This window comes from Shewanella sp. DAU305 (genome assembly GCF_026802235.1).
Taxonomy (GTDB): domain Bacteria; phylum Pseudomonadota; class Gammaproteobacteria; order Enterobacterales; family Shewanellaceae; genus Shewanella; species Shewanella baltica.
Genome location: NZ_CP113808.1, coordinates 3,280,682 through 3,298,049, shown reverse-complemented (window position 1 = coordinate 3,298,049; position 17,368 = coordinate 3,280,682). Strand labels below are relative to the sequence as shown.

Genomic DNA, 17,368 nt, shown 5'->3' with positions numbered 1-17,368 from the left:
CGCTGATTTTACAATTAAATTACTAGGCGACCATGTTATAGTGTGCCCCATTGACTGGCAAGTTTGAACTATTGGATATTTGTACTCTTATGCTATGTGCCGTTTATAAAAGTAGCCGAAAGGCTGATACTTATTTATTTGTGAAGAAAAGAGATTGTTTTGATGATGTTCCAGCGCCTTTGATGGAAATGTTCGGCGTGCCAAAGCTGGTGATGGTGTTTCCTATTGCGAAACGTGACGCGTTAGGCATGGCAGATATTCAAAAGGTAAGAGCTGCGATGGAAGAAAACGGCTTTTATTTACAAATTCCACCACCTCAGGTGAATTTATTGGCAGAGCATAAGCTCAGTCTTGGGATCAAAGATTAAGCCAATAGCATAAAAATAACAGGAAGGTATATGCATCGATACCGTGCTTATCTAACCCAAGCTTATCAAATCAATGCTTACCCAGTTAAGGTTTGTCACTTTGGGGTTTATCAGAATAAGCTTTATCGACTCGCCGCATATATCTTCGCTCCCATCAGGGCATTTGTCTGTTTCATCATTTGGCTGAGTGCGTGCAGTTTGCCAGCCATGGCGCAGCAGTCGGACGAGAAAATCAGCTTTAGTGATTATTTAATTCAGTTAAAGCAAGAAGCCCGTCTTCAGGGCATCAGCCAAACGACCTTAGATTTAGCCTTTCCCCAGATCAAACTCTTCAAAAAAGCTCGAGCGACAGACAGCCTCCAGACTGACAAAACTCACAACCTCGATACTTATCTCGCCGACACTGTGCCCGAGTGGAAAGTTGACACCGCACGTGTACTATTTAAAGAGCATGAACAACAACTCAACGCCATCGCCAGCCAATACGCTGTTCAGCCACGCTTCTTAGTCGCGCTCTGGGGGCTTGTCTCCGACTTTGGTGAAGCTTCTGGCGATTATCCTGTGCTATCTGTGACGGCGTCACTGGCCTTTGGCGGCGAGCGCGAAGCTTTCTTCAAAAAAGAGTTTATGGCAGCGCTCAGCATAATGGATAAAGATCATATCGGTTTTCAAGATCTTAAAAGTCGTTGGAATGGCGCCATGGGACAAACGCAGCTGATGCCAACGGATTATCTTGCCTATGGGCAGGACGGCGATGGCGACGGTAAGAAAGACATTTGGCACAACACACAAGATGCGTTTGCCTCCGCGGCGTATTTGCTACAGCAACTCGGTTGGAACGGCAATGATACTTGGGGGCGACAGGTACAAGTGCCCGCAACGCTTGATTTGGCAGTCGCTGGATTAGATAAACCCCAGTCCTTAGCCCAGTGGCAAACTCTCGGTATTCGCAAGTTTGATCATACCGATTTGCCGTCCCGCGAAGACATCAACGCCTCGCTAATCATGCCCGATGGTGTTACCGGTCGAAAATACCTCGTTTATGGCAATTACCGCGCATTAATGCACTGGCAGAATACCGATTATTTCGGGATTTCTGTCGCGCATCTGTCCGAGAGAATAAAGTATCCGCCGATAAACTAGTGTAAAATAGCCCGCATTAAGCGGGCTTTTTATTGAGAAGATACAGTTAATCATGGCATTTTGGCAGAGCAAAACATTAGCGCAGATGAGCGCAACCGAGTGGGAATCCCTGTGTGACGGTTGTGGTAAATGTTGTTTAAACAAGTTGATAGATGATGAAACCGAAGACTTGTATTACACCAATGCGGCCTGCCTTTTGCTCGATCATCAAACGGCGGGCTGTCAGCATTACAGTGACCGTTTCACCCATGTCCCGCAATGTACTGTGATCACGATTGATAATATCCATGAGTTAACTTGGCTTCCCGACAGCTGCGCATATCGCCGCTTAGCGGCAGGACGTGAGCTACCGAGCTGGCATCCGCTGCTGACTGGCTCTAAAGAAGCGATGCATTTAGCGGGCATGTCGATCCAAGGTAAAGTAGTCGATGAAAGACGCGTGAAGGATATTGAAGATCATATCGTGCTATGGCCACTCAAAGATGTGGATTAACAGACGTAGATTAATTTTTACCGTCGCGTTGTCGATTGAAAAGTGACTTATTGATTGAAAAGTGAATTATTGGTTGAAACGACACTGGTTGATTGAAACAACAGTAGTTGATTGGACCGTTACCGTCAGAATGAAAAAACAACAAGGGAGCGATTATCGCTCCCTTGTGCATGTTGGGTGTTAAGTGAATTTAAATTCCATCAAATAATGCTCGACTAGATTTTTAATCCCACCATCAACTGATCAAGTTGCCCAGCTGTTGCTTGCAGCTCATCACAACCTGAAACCGACTGGTTAGCCGATTGCTCCACATCGTGGGACTGGTTGCGGATTTCCATCAGGTTAGTCGCAATCTCGTTGGCTACAGCCGATTGTTCTTCGGCCGAGGTGGCGATTAGCACACTCATTTCAAACACTTTATTACTGTGATGGGCGATAAACTCTAAGTCTTTACCCGTTTGCAGTACGTGTTGTTTGCCTTCATTCGCTTGATTCACAGTACGCGACATCACTTGTGTCAGGTTGCGCGTGCCAGATTGCAGTGATTCGATCATGGTTTTGATCTCAACCGTCGCGGCTTGAGTGCGGCCCGCTAAGGTACGCACTTCATCGGCGACCACGGCAAAACCACGACCTTGTTCACCAGCGCGCGCCGCTTCAATCGCCGCGTTGAGGGCGAGTAGGTTGGTTTGCTGGGAAATCGCATTAATGGTTGATACCACTTCATCAATTTTACTGGCGTTATCATTGAGTACGCCCACCGCATTCGAGGCTGAAGAAATTTCATCCGATAACACATCGATGGCTTTGACTGTGGTTTCAATGTCTTTACCGCCCGCGCTAACTTGTTGATTAGCCTCTTGGGTTTCGGCAGAAGATTGCTCGGCATTGCGGGCGACTTCCTTCACTGCGGCGGTCATTTCTTCCATCGCCGTCGCTAGGGAGTCCAAATGTTGTCTCTGGTTCACCGCCAAGGATTGACCTTGTTGCGCTGTGCTACGAAACGAGGACACTACCTCGCGGATTTTCGTCGTCGATTCAGCGATTTGTTTCACTAACAGATGCTGACGCTCCACTAAGGCATCAATGCTGATGGCTAAGATACTGAATTCGTCCTTTACCTCGAAGAAGTTTAAACGTCCGGTTAAGTCACCCGATGCGGCCCGTTTTAATGCCATCACTGTGGTATAAAGTGCGCCGCCCACGAAGGTCGAAATGTAGTAACTAAATAAAAACAACACGAACAGAAGCGCCGCCATCAGGCCGTAAACCAGCAGGTTATCTTTGGCGAGCAAGGCATCAATTTCTTTGCTGTCGAAGGGAATAATCGTGATCAGGTTTTGATCGTTAACGCGACTCACAGCTCGAGGTTGCTTACCGCTATCATCAATACCGCCACCGCTGCGAGCTAAGGATTGCGCTTTGCTGTCGGCTTCATTCACCGAAACAATGCTGACATTGCCTTTGATTTCGCGGCTTAGCTGGCTAAGGATAGCTTGGCGTTCTTGCTCTGGTAGTTTGTTATATAAGGTGCCCGAGACTTGGTTGATTTGTTGTGACGCATTTTGTAGACCGTTGAGCTGTCCTTGCACTAAGGTTTGCTGGGATTGGTTATCAAGAAAAATCGCCAGTCCAACAATCATTAGCATGGGAACGATAGAGAGAATAGCGAATTTAGTTTTTAAGGTCATATGGATAAGATATTGATCTATCCAGCGAAACTTTACTTCTTTCATGAGTGCCTCGATAAAATGGGCTGTGAGCCGAATGTATATCGGTCAGTTTGCCATAGACTTGATAGTTTTCTGTTTTGTAATGATTTATATCGCTAATGTAGTCTAATTGCAGTCGTTATTGTGTTGTTTGCTGCAATTTTGGCAGGGTACAGGCATTAGTTTACAGTTTAGTTACAAATGCTGCTAGTGGCTGAATAGGGAACTTGTTTCGGTCAGAATTGAGGTTTGGATTTCACCTTGAGCAAAACTCAGGCTCTGAACTGGGGTAACACATGAATTTGCATGATAAAAACCCCCAATAAGCCCTAGTAATATGCCGCTCGCTCGCGTAAAATTTCTATCCTTTTATTTCGTTATAGCTAGCAAAGCGTCTGGCATTAACGCCCGATAACCTGAGCACCCAAATAGCCTGAAAGTTTGGCGCCCATAGCACTTGTTTATCAAGCGCGACTATGCAGTGGAAGAGAAAATGCAGCAGTTAACTGAGATCGTAGAACAAGCCTTAGTCATTATTGACCAGGCCAGTGATCTAAAAGCACTGGATGATATCCGTGTCGATTACCTTGGTAAGAAAGGTAAGATCACCGACATGATGAAAATGATGGGTAGCTTAAGCCCTGAAGAAAAGCCAGCCTTTGGCCAAGCGGTCAATGATGCTAAACAGGCGATTCAACAAAAATTAACTGAGCGCATCGATGGTCTGAAGAGTTCGGAACTGGAAGCCAAATTAATCGCTGAAAAGATTGATGTGACTTTGCCAGGCCGCACCCAAGAGATCGGTGGCTTACATCCAGTGACTCGCACCATTGAACGTATCGAAACCTTTTTCGGGGAATTAGGGTTCTCGGTAAAGCAGGGTCCTGAAATTGAAGATGATTTCCACAATTTCGATGCGCTGAATATCTCTGAGCACCACCCAGCCCGTGCCGATCATGATACCTTTTATTTCAATCCTAAACTGATGTTGCGTACCCAAACCTCGGGCGTGCAAATCCGTACTATGGAAACTGAAAAGCCACCATTACGCATTATTTCACCGGGTCGTGTTTATCGTAATGATTACGATCAAACGCACACGCCAATGTTCCACCAAGTGGAAGGGCTTTTGGTTGATGAGCATGTGAACTTTGCCGAATTGAAAGGCATTTTGCATGACTTCCTGCGTAACTTCTTCGAAGAAGATCTGCAAGTGCGTTTCCGTCCATCTTACTTCCCATTCACTGAACCTTCAGCGGAAGTGGATGTGATGGGCAAAAATGGTAAATGGCTAGAAGTGCTTGGCTGCGGTATGGTACATCCGAATGTGCTGCGCAGCGTTGGCATAGATCCAGAAAAATACTCTGGTTTTGCTTTTGGTATGGGTGTCGAGCGCTTAACTATGTTGCGTTACGGCGTAAACGATTTACGTGCGTTTTTCGAAAACGACCTACGTTTCCTGAAGCAATTTAAATAACGGAGCTGTAATAGCATGAAATTTAGCGAATCTTGGCTTCGTGAATGGGTAAACCCTTCAGTCAGCCGTGAAGCATTATCCCACCAGATCACTATGGCCGGTCTCGAAGTCGATGACGTTGAAGCCGTAGCAGCCGATTTTAGCGGTGTCGTGATTGGTGAAGTGGTTGAGTGTGGTCAGCATCCCGATGCCGATAAACTGCGCGTGACCAAAATCAACGTTGGTGGTAGCGAACTTATCGATATCGTCTGCGGTGCACCAAACTGCCGTCAGGGTCTTAAAGTGGCCGTGGCTATGGTTGGCGCTGTATTACCTGGCGATTTCAAAATCAAGAAAGCTAAGCTGCGTGGCATGCCATCAGAAGGCATGTTGTGCTCGTACAGTGAGCTTGGCATTAACGTCGAAAGCGATGGCATTATCGAATTGCCATTGGACGCGCCACTTGGCACTGACATCCGCGATTATCTGCAACTTAATGATGCCGTTATCGATGTAGATTTAACGGCTAACCGTGCCGATTGCTTAGGCATGGCAGGTCTTGCCCGTGAAGTGGGCGTGTTAAACCGCCAAGCCGTGGTTGAGCCACAGTGGCAAGCCGTCACGCCAACGACAGATGCACAGGTCACGATTAACGTTAAGGCGCCAGCCGCTTGTCCACGTTACTTAGGCCGTGTGGTTAAAAACGTCAATGTGAAAGCGCCTACGCCATTATGGATGCAGGAAAAACTGCGCCGTAGCGGTATTCGCTCTATCGATCCTATCGTTGATATCACTAACTTCGTGTTGATTGAATTCGGTCAACCTATGCACGCTTTCGATCTTGCCAAGTTAACGGGCGATATCCAAGTGCGTTTAGGCACTGGCGAAGAGAAAATCACCCTGCTTGATGGCAGCGAAGTGACCATCCCAAGCGATACCTTAGTGATCGCCGATGATGCGCGTCCATTAGCCCTTGCAGGCGTGTTTGGCGGCGAATATTCAGGCGTGAGCGACACGACCCAAGACATACTGCTTGAATGTGCGTTCTTCGCGCCTCTTGCCATTATGGGTAAGTCACGTCGTCTAGGTTTGCATACAGATTCATCACACCGCTTTGAGCGTGGTGTTGACCCTGAGATGCAGCACAAGGTTATCGACCGTGCGACCCGTTTAGTACTGGATATCTGTGGCGGTGAAGCAGGCCCTGTGGTGGAAGCTAAATCAGAGGCTGATTTACCCAAACCTGCACAAATCGTTCTACGTCGCAGTAAGTTAGATCGAATTTTAGGTCACCATGTGCCAGACACAGATGTGGTCGAAATTTTACAACGTCTCGGCTTTAGTGTGGTAGTGGGCCAAGATAGCTGGCAGGTCACCACTGCGACTTATCGTTTCGATATGGCGATTGAAGAAGATTTGATTGAAGAAGTGGCGCGTATTTACGGTTATAACAATATCCCGAATATCGCACCCGTTGCCGCGCTGCGTATGTCAGATCATAAAGAATCTGACTTGAGCTTAAAACGCGTGCGTGCCTTATTGGTCGCTCGTGGCTTCCAAGAAGCGGTAACCTACAGCTTTGTCGATCCAAAACTGCAAAATCTGGTTCACCCTGGTTTAGACGCTATGGTGTTACCAAACCCAATTTCCAGTGAAATGTCGGCCATGCGCCTGTCAATGTTCACCGGTTTATTGGCCGCCGTTGGCTACAACCAAAGTCGTCAACAGAGTCGCGTGAGACTTTTTGAAACTGGCCTGCGCTTTGTTCCTGATATCAATGCAGAATCCGGTGTAAGACAGCAAGCAATGCTCGCTTGTGTCATTACTGGGCTTCAAAATGATGAACATTGGGCTATGGAATCGAAAACTGTTGATTTTTTCGACCTTAAAGGTGATTTAGAAGCAATTATCGGCTTGACAGTTTCCGCATCAGAATTTAGCTTTAGAGGAGCGACGCATTCTGCTCTCCATCCGGGGCAATGTGCTGAAATATTGAGAAATGATCGAGTGATCGGTCATATAGGTGCAATCCATCCTAGTTTGGAGAAGCCTTTTGGACTCAATGGTAAAACCATCGTTTTTGAGTTGGAATTGGATGCTTTATTGCATACCAGTTTGCCGCTAGCCCAAGCTGTATCTAAGTTTCCAGCTAATCGTCGTGACATCGCAGTCGTAGTAGATGAGAGTGTATCTGCAGGTGATGTAATGAAATTGATAAGAAAAGTTGGCGAAAATCAGTTGGTTGGCATAAACTTGTTCGATGTATACTTAGGTAAAGGTGTTGAACCTGGCAAGAAGAGCCTGGCGATAGCACTTACATTACAAGACACTACTCGTACGCTTGAGGAAAAAGAGATTGCTGAGACCGTTGGTTCAGTCGTTTCTGCCCTTAAGTCCGAGTTCAACGCATCGTTGAGGGATTAAAGTATGGCACTTACCAAAGCCGAAATGGCAGAACATCTTTTTGAAACACTCGGAATGAACAAACGTGTCGCCAAAGAGATGGTTGAGTCGTTCTTTGAAGAGATTCGGGGCGCACTTGAAAGTGGTGAGCAGGTCAAGTTATCTGGCTTTGGCAACTTTGACCTTAGGGACAAGAATCAAAGACCGGGAAGGAACCCAAAAACAGGCGAAGATATCCCAATTTCTGCTCGTCGTGTCGTGACTTTCCGTCCCGGCCAAAAGCTGAAAACTCGTGTAGAAGCAGCAAACACGGGTAAGTAATTTCGTTTGTTTGATGGGAAAGCCACTCCTTAGAGAGTGGCTTTCCTGTTTATTTTTTTGTGCAATATCTCCATTATTTCTATCCACTGTCTAAGGTGAATTCTTTGTCAAGACAGCCCAAACATTTTGACCGTCGTTTTAAACCCGCCTTATTACACCCTAAATACTGGGCCACTTGGTTGGCGATTGGTCTATTAGTGATTTTCGGACTCATGCCCGCATGGCTGCGTGATCCCATTGCAAGATTATTGGCAAGATTAGTGATGCCGATTGCCAAAAAGCCCATTAGTGTTGCGAGAGCCAACTTAAGAGCGTGCTTTCCTGAACAATCCGCCGCCGAGATCGAAGCGTTAATCCGTGAGAACGTACAAAACTTCGTTTTAGTCTTGTTAGCACAGGGCGAATTGCTGGTGCGCTCAAAAGCGCATTTGCGTCGTCGAGTGAATTTAATCGGCTTTGAGCATGTGATGAAAGCACAAGCGGCGGGGCAACCGATCATTTTCATCATGCCCCATGTGTGGCCAATCGATTATGCTGGTTTACGCCTTAACCTTGAGTTGCCTATGGTGACTATGGCCAAAGCCCATAAAAACGGCTTATTCAATTGGTTTAGTAATCGTGTGCGCAGCAGTTGTGGTGGCCATGTATACATGCGCGAGGCGGGAATTCGTGCGTTGTTAGCTGAGCTTAAGCGCGGTAACAGTTTCTTTTATCTTCCCGATGAAGATTTAGGCCCAGAACAAAGCGTGTTTGCGCCATTTTTAGGCACAGTGAAAGCGACACTACCTGTCGTTGGGCGTTTAGCGCAGGCGGGTAATGCCCAAGTGCTGCCAGTAAAGATTGGCTACAATCAAACGTCACGGCAGTTTGATCTCACTGTGATGACGGCCGTTGCGCCTGAAGACATGGTAGGCAAGGAAAGCGAGGCATTGGCACTGAACAAAGTGGTCGAGCAAGTTATATTAGCTTATCCAGAGCAATATATGTGGTTCCTACGGGTGCTCAAGACGCGCCCAGAGGGTGAAGCTTCTATCTACGGTTAATGAAGAGCCTGTCAATTTAGTATGGCTAAAAATGGCTTTGAGCGCTCAGTGCTCAAAGTCATTTTTGTTTTGAGGGGTATTCTTGTTGATGGCACTCTTTATTGATTGAGATCTTGATCAACTCTGCTGTCGTTAACAATGCCAATTACAAATGAGGCACCTAATCTTCATCTTGTTCCATTTCAAGTTGCATCAGTAGCATGTCTTCGCCATCGAGAACGCGGGTGCGATAGCTTTGACACGCAGGGCAGACGATGGTGCGTTCACTCAGTACGGATTCGCTCTGGCAGTCTTGGCAAAGAATCACTAGGGGCTGGATTTGGATATTGAGCTGGGCAGCGTTGCAAATGCCATCGAGCTTAAAGGTATCGAAGGCGGTTTGCAGCAGGCTAGGTTCAACCCCGCTCATGACGCCTAGTTTGATATCCACTCGGGTGATTTTATCGGCATGATTGGCCAGCGCGTGCTGCTCGCATTGCTCAATCAGGGCACTCACAATTGAATATTCGTGCATCAGCAAATCCTTGGCAGCAGTTCACCTTGGGGAAGATCGAGATAACGCTTGGTATTCCAAGGCGTTCTTAGCACGACTTTCCCCACTAAATCCTCACTCACAGTGCCGATTATCGCTGCATGCTCACAGCGCCCAAAGCGTTGCATGATCTCGAGCGCACCTAAGGCGATGTCGTTGGGGACGGCGAGGATGAAAGTACCTTCGTTGGCAAGATCCATGGCTTCGAAACCATAGAGTTCACACAGACCTTTGACTTCATCGCTGACGGGAATACTGGCCTCATTGACTGTAATGCCGACATTGGAGGCGACGGCCCATTCGTTGAGCACTGCCGATAAGCCGCCGCGAGTCGCATCGCGCATCGCATGGATAGGAATATTGGCGGCGATCAATTGCTCGACTATCGGCCAGAGCGTCGCGCAGTCACTTTGCAATGCCGATTCGAGCGTGAGTCCTTCACGCGCCATTAAAATCGCCGCGCCGTGGCAGCCAATATCACGGGAGACGATAATGGCATCGCCCACTGCAATGTTTGCCGCTGAGATGTTGGGACGCAAGATGCGGCCAATGCCTGAGGTATTAATAAATAAACCATCGGCACAGCCCTTGGGCACGACTTTAGTGTCGCCGCAGACAATCCGCGCGCCACTTTGTTTGAGCTCTTTTGCCATGCTGCGGACAATAGTCGTTAAATCATTGATAGAAAAGCCTTCTTCGATGATCACGCTACAGCTCAGATATTGAGGCTCTGCGCCCATCATAGCGAGATCGTTGACTGTGCCTGCGATGGCGAGTTTGCCGATATCGCCGCCGGCAAAAAACAAAGGTGAGACGGTAAAAGAGTCAGTAGTAAAGGCGTTGGCGCCGTGCAAATCGAGTTTGGCAGCGTCTTCTTCGCTACGAAGGATGGGGTTATCAAACTCGGCAAAAAACAGATCACGGATCAGTTTATTCATTTCTTTGCCGCCACCGCCGTGGCTGAGTTGAATGGATTTATCTTTTAGCGTATCAGCCATGATGTGGCTCCTTGATATCGATACCTTGATAGCGGTAATAGGCGTTACATGCACCTTCGGAGCTGACCATGCAGCTGCCTAAGGGCGTTTCGGGATTGCAGCCGCGGCCAAAAACTTTACAGTCCTTTGGTTTAGCAAGCCCACGAAGAATGTCGCCACACTGGCAGGCTTTGTGATCGTCAATTTCCTTTACGGGTAAGCAGTCTTTAAAGCGCAGTTCGGCGTCCCTGTGGGCATATTCGGGTTTGAGCTGCAGCGCTGAATTGGGGATAGGACCGAGGCCGCGCCAGCGAAATTGCGGTCTGATATTGAAGAATTGATTCACTTTGGCCTGCGCCGTGAGGTTACCGTCCTGTGATACCGCACGGCTGTATTGGATATCGAGCTCCGCTTTGCCCGCGGCTTTTTGGCGCACAATCCGTAAAATAGACTCCATCACATCAACGGGTTCAAATCCTGAGACGACCACGGGCGTGCCATAGTTTTCGACTGTGCTGCGATAGATTTTGGCGCCGCTGATCACGCTCACATGGGCGGGGCCGATAAAGGCATTCACTCTGGCTTTCGGGTCGTGCATCACGGCATCAATCGCGGGTGGCACTAATACATGATTAATATGGAATAACAGATTTTCGAGTTTCTCGTGTTCGGCCAGCTGTAATAAAATTGCTGTCATTGGGGTTGAGGTTTCAAAGCCAATGGCGAAAAACACCACGGTTTTATCGGGATTATCGCGGGCAATTTTGAGCGTATCTAAGGGATCATAAATCGGTCGAATATCACAGCCTTTCGCCCTAAAACTGGCTAAGGAACCCTTAGAACCGGGCACACGGATCATATCGCCCAGCGTCACTAAGATGACATTCTCTTGGGAGGCCAGCGCCGCCGCTTGGTCAATGCGCTCTTTTGGCATAATGCACACAGGACAACCTGGACCGTGGATAAACTCAATATTATCAGGCAGTAAATCCAGCAAGCCGTATTTCATAATAGTGTGGGTATGGCCGCCACAGACTTCCATGATATTGATTGGTTGCTTAACTAATTTAGCGGTTAACTGAATATCCCGTGCTAAATTGGCAATCGTTTGGGGATCGCGAAAGCCTTGATAGAGGTGTTTTAGTTCAAGCATGCTCTTTCCTCGGTGCACTCGATAGGGTGCGCGCCTTGCTACTCAATCTTGCACTGTTGATGGTCAGTGTATGGCTTCGTTTTCGAGTTTAGTGACGATTTCTTGATATAAGTCAATGCTTTGCTGCGCATCTTCCTTATCGATTTTGTTCATCACAAAGCCAATATGGATCAGCACATAGTCGCCAATCTCCAGTGGCTCATTCATCAAATGACTACTGACATCGCGGCGCACGCCTAAGGTATCGACCGTGACACTCTGGCGCTCAATATCGACCGCCACCACTTGGGATGGTATGGACAAGCACATTATTGTGCACCTCGAATATTGTCTTTAAGCCAAGCCGCCACAGCCTGCATGGAGTCGCCATCTTTGATGGATACTTCAATGATTTGAGTTGCTGGATTGAGTTTTTTAAGCTGTGCTCTGGCTTCGTCCAGCTTGAAATCAAAATAGGGCAGTAGATCGCACTTAGTGATAAAAACTACATCGGCACGGCGGAACATCACGGGATATTTCTCAATCTTATCATCGCCTTCTGGCACGGACAGCAGCACGATATTTTTGTGGGTACCTACATCGTAACTCGCTGGGCAGACAAGATTACCGACGTTTTCGACAAAGCAAATATCCAGCCCTTCAAGTGGCAGATGATGTAGGGCGCCGTGCACCATAAAGGCGTCAAGGTGACAGGCGCTGCCCGTTTGAATTTGATAGGCTGTAATGCCTTTAGCGATTAAGCGGTCGGCATCGCGGGAGGTTTCTAAGTCGCCTTCGATCACCGCATAGTTGAGCTTAGTGTATTCTTTTAGATTTTCTAAAAGGGTCGTTTTACCGCTGCCTGGGCTACTCATGATGTTGAAGGCCGTGATGTTATGTGCCTCAAAGTGGGCGCGGTTATGACCGGCTTCGACATCATTTTTATCTAAAATCTTGTGGATGACTGACAAGGTTTTTTTATCGTTTAACTGAGGATTGGTGTGTAACTCACTATGACTATGTAATGAGTTATGCGATGCGTCATGCTCATGCGAATGGCCGTGCCCGTGATCATGGCTATGGTCATGACTATCAACATGTGAGTGCGCGCCTAAATGATCATGGTCTTGGCGGGTAAGGGAGCAGCCGCAGTCTTTACACATTTTACCTCTCCTTGAATCGGCAGAGTGCGTGGACTTTGCCTGACGAATTGTGAATGCTGATGTACGGATCGTTAATTTGGTTACGCTAATGTTGAGTGTGATACAAATTGCGCTGCAGATCTTTGATGTTCGTCAGGTTTATGGGGATAAAAATGGCGAGCGAACATCAGGGATTATCAAATAAGTCAGGTTATTGATTCTGATGAATTCCATACCAGAGTTGGCCTAGGGCTATGCCGCCGTCATTGATGGGGATTTGTTTACTGGATAACACTTTATTGCCTTGGGCGCAGAGTTTGCCGAGGCAGTATTCCAATAGGTATTTATTTTGGAATACGCCGCCGCAGAGCACGGTTGGAAGATGTTTGTACTGGGCAGCATAATCGCAGATAGCATCGCCTAATGTGTGTAAAAAGGCGCGGGCGATGGCATCTCGTCTGTTGTCTGTTAGCGGTTTTTCAGTCATTAATTTAACAATCTGCTTGAACATTTCACTGCTGCGCCACTGGTCGACGTCAAGAGGTAAGTTAAGCTTAATGGCTTCAAGGGCTATTGCATCGGCGCGATTGGCTGCGGCTTCTATTGCCATGCCTGCTTGACCTTCAAATTGTGTGGTTTCGATTAAGCCTAAGGCGCAGGCGAGGGCATCGAACAAGCGTCCGACCGATGAGCTTTTAAGTGCGCTGCCGTTCTGCCAAATTTTATATAAATTAGTTAAGGTATTTGGGCTCATGCTGCAGATAATGGGCAAGTTCAGCGCGATCACGGCATCAAGGCTCATTTGCTCGAACAATAATGCCAGTAATAACCTCACAGGCTGCTTAATGGCTTGTTCGCCGCCCAGTAGTGCTATGGGCTCAAAATGAGCCAGTCGCTGCGCTTTATCGAGTGTGGTTAATAGCACTTCACCGCCCCATAAACTGCCATCGTTGCCAAGCCCAGTGCCATCAAAACTAAAGCCCAATACGGGATCTCGATATTGGTTAACCGCCATTACGCTGAGCACATGGGCATGGTGATGTTGTACCGTTAAACATTGGCTGGTATCGCTGAGTTCTACATTTGAGTTTGAGTGCATTTCAGCCCAGCGTGAGGGGGCATAATCTGGGTGTTTATCGCGAACAATGAGATTGGGCGCAAAATGATACAACCGCGCGAAGGTCGCTAAGGTGCGCTCAAAATACTGCTCGGCGCTGACACTGAACAAGTCGCCAATATGGGGACTTAAAAACACATTATTGCCAAAGCCTAAGGCGATAGCATTTTTTTGTTGTGCACCCACGGCCAAAATTGATTGGGACAGCGGTATCTCTAAGGGAAAACTTAACGGCGCATAACCACGGGCGAGACGCAGCACTTGCACCTCTGCAGGCAAATCCATGTTGGGCTGAATCACCTGCACCACACTGTCATCACAGCCATTAATAATCGGCCGATTATGATCAACTATTGCATCCACAACATGGCTTAAGTGGCTAATAAGCTCGTCACAATCTGTGATGATAGGCTCACCTGACACATTAGCGCTGGTCGCGACCAATGGCCCTTTGAAGAGACCTAACAGTAAATGATGCAGTGGTGTGTAGGGTAAAAATACCCCGAGTTTATTCAGATTGGGGGCGACAGCTAAGCTGAGATCATGTTCGGGGCGACTGCTCATCAGCACTATGGGTCTTTCCTGCGAACTCAGTACTAGCCACTCGGCATCCGTACCTGTGACATAGTGCTGCGCCATAGTGATATCCGTCATCATCACCGCTAGCGGCTTGGATTGGCGCTGTTTTCGCAGCCGGAGTTTGTTGACTGCTTTGTCGTTACGGGCATCACAGACTAAGTGAAATCCGCCTAGTCCCTTAATTGCCAGAATCTGCCCTTGGTGTAACCTGTCAGCCGCCGCTGTCAGTATCGCAAGGTCCGTACTCAATTCAGGTGTGCTGACATTTGAGGTATTGGGAATGATGTATTCCCCTTGGGGTGTTTTTAAACTGAGTCTGGGGCCGCAGACTGGGCAACTGACTGGCTGAGCATGATAGCGGCGGTCGAGTGGGTTTTGATATGCTTTGGCGCACTCGGGGCACATGTCAAAATCGGCCATGGCGGTATTGTGGCGATCATAAGGTAAGGCATTGATTATGGTGTATCTTGGGCCGCAATTTGTGCAGTTGGTAAAAGCATAGTCAAAGTGGCGATCATCAGGATTATGCATGTCGTTCAAGCAATCTTGGCAGGTACTTTTATCCGCCGATACTGCCACCTGCGCACCTATCGGTGAACTTGGGTCATCGTCCTCATGGCTGTCGCTTTTTATAATTTCAAATGTGGTTTCGCTTAGCAAAATCGGCAGCGGTGTTTGGATTATATTGTCGATACGGGCCAGTGGCGGTGGGGTGGTATTGAGCGTTGTGATAAATTGCGTGAGGTTTTCTTCTGTGCCTTGCAGCTCAATGGTCACGCCCTTGGCACTGTTGAGCACAGTACCTGTTAGTTGAAATTCAAGGGCATAACGATAGACAAAGGGGCGAAATCCCACCCCTTGCACTATGCCAGTGATGTGCAGCTGACAACGCTTTAGCGCGGCACCCTTGTGGACAAGGTATTCCAATGCCAGCCTTCGTTTTATCTGCAGATCACTGTGCTTTTTGTGGCGACTATTATGTCTATGTGGCTGCATGCGTTGTGACTTAACTTTTGGCCTCCTAATCATGGGTATTCAGTTGGCGCTGCTTTACGTAAAGTGCGCCAACGGCTAAGTTATCGCCGTCTAAATCTAGACTACGATTGATCACTAAGGGGAAGTTTTTGCCTAAGCGTAAACTGATGCGTTTACACAGGGTTTCATTCGTTAATTCATTGCCCGCTAAGGCAACATTGTGCACGCCGATATTTAAATCGATATGTTCTAACCAGTTAGAAAGATAGTCCGCCAGCGAGTCTTGCATCGCAAAGGCGAGTTGACTCGGGTCGTCATTACCTGCGATACGAAAACTCAACACAGTGCCTAAGGTTTTACACCAATTTAGGCTGCGGTGGGCTTCACCTTTGGTCAGTGGATAATCGATACGCGGGGCATTGGCGCCGTGGTAACGCATGGCGGCGGCCATTAGTGCATCGCTGAGTCTTTCTTGGCTTTGCGTTTCTTCTTGGGGATTGAGGCCAATTAAAATGGCGGCAATGGCCCACAAACTTTGCAAGTTGTCCCGTCTGCCGTGAAGCTTTAGGCTTAAGAGTTTTAGGTAATCGTCGGGGAACAGGCTTTTAAACTTCTGTGCCACGGCTTTTTGTGGGCTGCTGTCCAGTTGATGGAAAATTTCGTAACCGTTATCGGGCAGCTCGGGCAGTGCGAAGAAGAGTTCGGTGTCGCCCTTATTATCGCAGGTGACAATTTGACTGGCGTGGGTATGGCTTAAGTAAATGACCGCGGCATTTTTTGCCTGTCTGTGGCTGGTAAATTTACCCTTGAGCAATGCACTGAATAACGCAGCATCCGCGATGGCATGATTTTCCGCATGGGTAGTGAGTGATGTACTCGCTTGTTCAACTTCAGTGTTGGCCGCATTAGCGGTTTCACTCGATTGCGCTAATACCGCCACACTCAGTTCGCCTTGATGGGAACGTGACCGTTTCGCTGCTTGCCATTGGGCTTGATAACCGTGAAGGCTGACTTTTTCCCTTAAGGGTTCTGGGGCGATAAAGTGCTTGGTTTGAGCCTGCGTTGAGCCTAAATCTTTGCTAGCAATTTGCGCCCAAGCGCCATCGACCCACGCGAGTTTCGGCCTATTATGCTTACCTTGGATATAAACCCAATCGATCCCTTTTTGCCGCAACACTTCGGCGAGTACTAAAATCACCCGGCTGTAGGCAAAGCAAATGTCGTACAGTGGCGCACTGAGTTTGTCGTGATCTTGCGTGGGTCTGGCGCAGATAAGCGGCTTTTCAATACTGGAAAGCGCGAGCACCTGCGCATCATTCAGGCAGAAATGGGCGTTCAGCGTATTGGGATTACAAATCAGCAGTTGTGGTCGCTCGCCTAAGGGCAGAGCAAACGGTGTCAGGCTGAGTTGCAGATCATCGGCGGCCGCTAATATCAGCGGGCTTTGGTTGATTGAGCTTTGTGTGGCTATGCCTTGTGTGACCATGTCTAGTGTAAACAGCCTCTGCACCATGGCTTTAATATCTGACAAGGTTAAGGCTTTTTGCGCGGGCGTTAATTGTGTTTCGCCCTTGCAGCAAGGGCAGGCTAAATCCAGCATGCCAAATTTCGCCGACTGATTATCGCCAATCAGCGGATAACATTGCTGGCAAAAAGGCGCGATGGCAGGACTTGATCCAGACTGTGAATAGGGCAGTAAGGTTTTGCTGCCTTGGGGCTCGTCGATAGCGTTAATACTAGAGTCAATTAGCCAAGCGGAAATCAAAAAGTCCGCGGCAATGGCATCGGCCAGTTGTTCGAGTTGAGTCTGCTCGCCCTGGGCTTCAATAAAGTAACTGTGCTGACCAAAGTCCTGTTGGCCATCACAGCCTATACTGATGTTCAGTGCATCGTAATTTAGGTATTGATTACATAAATGCGTGTACAAAGGCACCTGACGTGAACAGGTAAAATCAAATCTGATGTTTTTCATTTT

At 47.9% G+C, this 17,368-nt stretch carries 15 protein-coding genes; 7 read left to right on the top strand and 8 right to left on the bottom strand.

What is annotated here, in order from left to right:
- Positions 1-89: 89 nt before the first annotated feature.
- From OX890_RS13850 to OX890_RS13840, 3 genes are read left to right on the top strand one after another with little or no spacing between them, the layout of a single operon-like run.
- Positions 90-368: a YcgL domain-containing protein gene (locus OX890_RS13850; protein WP_006081364.1), complete on the top strand. Its 279-nt coding sequence runs from the start codon at positions 90-92 to the stop codon at positions 366-368.
- Between the two features lie 30 nt (positions 369-398).
- Positions 399-1,511 carry a lytic murein transglycosylase gene (locus tag OX890_RS13845; protein ID WP_268649420.1) on the top strand — a complete coding sequence of 371 codons (1,113 nt, stop codon included), beginning with the start codon at positions 399-401 and terminating at the stop codon, positions 1,509-1,511.
- A gap of 52 nt (positions 1,512-1,563) precedes the next feature.
- Entirely contained in the window at positions 1,564-2,004 is a 441-nt protein-coding gene (locus OX890_RS13840) for a YcgN family cysteine cluster protein (RefSeq protein WP_006081366.1), read from the top strand.
- Positions 2,005-2,219: 215 nt separating this feature from the next.
- Here OX890_RS13840 and OX890_RS13835 read toward each other — a convergent pair whose 3' ends face one another.
- The gene (locus OX890_RS13835; RefSeq protein WP_268649419.1) at positions 2,220-3,740 is read right to left on the bottom strand and encodes a methyl-accepting chemotaxis protein; all 1,521 of its coding nucleotides are present in this window, start codon (positions 3,738-3,740) and stop codon (positions 2,220-2,222) included.
- A gap of 469 nt (positions 3,741-4,209) precedes the next feature.
- On the opposite strand from OX890_RS13835, the gene pheS reads away from it, so the two are divergent.
- The 4 genes from pheS (at position 4,210) to lpxM (ending at position 8,939) form a co-directional block, all read left to right on the top strand.
- On the top strand, positions 4,210-5,193 hold the full coding sequence (gene pheS, locus OX890_RS13830; protein WP_006081368.1) for a phenylalanine--tRNA ligase subunit alpha: 984 nt from the start codon (positions 4,210-4,212) through the stop codon (positions 5,191-5,193).
- 15 nt (positions 5,194-5,208) lie between these two features.
- Positions 5,209-7,596, top strand: a complete 2,388-nt coding sequence (gene pheT, locus OX890_RS13825; protein ID WP_259514442.1) for a phenylalanine--tRNA ligase subunit beta — start codon at positions 5,209-5,211, stop codon at positions 7,594-7,596.
- A 3-nt stretch (positions 7,597-7,599) separates the two neighbouring features.
- Positions 7,600-7,896, top strand: coding sequence for an integration host factor subunit alpha (gene ihfA / locus OX890_RS13820; RefSeq protein WP_006081370.1), 297 nt, complete (start codon positions 7,600-7,602; stop codon positions 7,894-7,896).
- Between the two features lie 104 nt (positions 7,897-8,000).
- The gene (gene lpxM / locus OX890_RS13815) at positions 8,001-8,939 is read left to right on the top strand and encodes a lauroyl-Kdo(2)-lipid IV(A) myristoyltransferase (protein WP_126492100.1); all 939 of its coding nucleotides are present in this window, start codon (positions 8,001-8,003) and stop codon (positions 8,937-8,939) included.
- A 160-nt stretch (positions 8,940-9,099) separates the two neighbouring features.
- Here the strand turns inward: lpxM and hypA are convergent, their stop codons facing one another.
- The 7 genes from hypA to OX890_RS13780 all read right to left on the bottom strand — a co-directional run bounded on the left by hypA (position 9,100) and on the right by OX890_RS13780 (position 17,365).
- A complete protein-coding gene (gene hypA, locus OX890_RS13810; RefSeq protein ID WP_126492099.1) occupies positions 9,100-9,453 on the bottom strand; it encodes a hydrogenase maturation nickel metallochaperone HypA in 354 nt (117 codons plus the stop codon).
- Positions 9,453-10,469 (bottom strand): hydrogenase expression/formation protein HypE, encoded by a 1,017-nt coding sequence (gene hypE, locus OX890_RS13805; protein WP_006086399.1) that lies wholly within the window; start codon positions 10,467-10,469, stop codon positions 9,453-9,455. The genes hypA and hypE overlap by 1 nt, the downstream gene beginning before the upstream one ends.
- Positions 10,462-11,601: a hydrogenase formation protein HypD gene (hypD, locus tag OX890_RS13800; protein ID WP_126492098.1), complete on the bottom strand. Its 1,140-nt coding sequence runs from the start codon at positions 11,599-11,601 to the stop codon at positions 10,462-10,464. The genes hypE and hypD overlap by 8 nt, the downstream gene beginning before the upstream one ends.
- Before the next feature lie 63 nt (positions 11,602-11,664).
- Positions 11,665-11,910: a HypC/HybG/HupF family hydrogenase formation chaperone gene (locus tag OX890_RS13795; protein ID WP_011846641.1), complete on the bottom strand. Its 246-nt coding sequence runs from the start codon at positions 11,908-11,910 to the stop codon at positions 11,665-11,667.
- Positions 11,910-12,743 (bottom strand): hydrogenase nickel incorporation protein HypB, encoded by an 834-nt coding sequence (hypB, locus tag OX890_RS13790; RefSeq protein ID WP_126492097.1) that lies wholly within the window; start codon positions 12,741-12,743, stop codon positions 11,910-11,912. The genes OX890_RS13795 and hypB overlap by 1 nt, the downstream gene beginning before the upstream one ends.
- A gap of 190 nt (positions 12,744-12,933) precedes the next feature.
- Positions 12,934-15,345 (bottom strand): carbamoyltransferase HypF, encoded by a 2,412-nt coding sequence (hypF, locus tag OX890_RS13785; protein ID WP_268649417.1) that lies wholly within the window; start codon positions 15,343-15,345, stop codon positions 12,934-12,936.
- Positions 15,346-15,439: 94 nt separating this feature from the next.
- On the bottom strand, positions 15,440-17,365 hold the full coding sequence (locus OX890_RS13780; protein ID WP_268649416.1) for a NiFe hydrogenase: 1,926 nt from the start codon (positions 17,363-17,365) through the stop codon (positions 15,440-15,442).
- Positions 17,366-17,368 lie beyond the last annotated feature (3 nt).

Coding starts and splice junctions, on each gene's coding strand:
- OX890_RS13835 (WP_268649419.1), bottom strand. CDS start 3,740: ATGAAAGAAGTAAAGTTTCGCTGGATAGATCAATATCTTATCCATATG.
- hypD (WP_126492098.1), bottom strand. CDS start 11,601: ATGCTTGAACTAAAACACCTCTATCAAGGCTTTCGCGATCCCCAAACG.
- hypA (WP_126492099.1), bottom strand. CDS start 9,453: ATGCACGAATATTCAATTGTGAGTGCCCTGATTGAGCAATGCGAGCAG.
- OX890_RS13850 (WP_006081364.1), top strand. CDS start 90: ATGCTATGTGCCGTTTATAAAAGTAGCCGAAAGGCTGATACTTATTTA.
- ihfA (WP_006081370.1), top strand. CDS start 7,600: ATGGCACTTACCAAAGCCGAAATGGCAGAACATCTTTTTGAAACACTC.
- hypE (WP_006086399.1), bottom strand. CDS start 10,469: ATGGCTGATACGCTAAAAGATAAATCCATTCAACTCAGCCACGGCGGT.
- OX890_RS13845 (WP_268649420.1), top strand. CDS start 399: ATGCATCGATACCGTGCTTATCTAACCCAAGCTTATCAAATCAATGCT.
- OX890_RS13780 (WP_268649416.1), bottom strand. CDS start 17,365: ATGAAAAACATCAGATTTGATTTTACCTGTTCACGTCAGGTGCCTTTG.
- OX890_RS13795 (WP_011846641.1), bottom strand. CDS start 11,910: ATGTGCTTGTCCATACCATCCCAAGTGGTGGCGGTCGATATTGAGCGC.
- OX890_RS13840 (WP_006081366.1), top strand. CDS start 1,564: ATGGCATTTTGGCAGAGCAAAACATTAGCGCAGATGAGCGCAACCGAG.
- pheS (WP_006081368.1), top strand. CDS start 4,210: ATGCAGCAGTTAACTGAGATCGTAGAACAAGCCTTAGTCATTATTGAC.
- hypB (WP_126492097.1), bottom strand. CDS start 12,743: ATGTGTAAAGACTGCGGCTGCTCCCTTACCCGCCAAGACCATGATCAT.
- pheT (WP_259514442.1), top strand. CDS start 5,209: ATGAAATTTAGCGAATCTTGGCTTCGTGAATGGGTAAACCCTTCAGTC.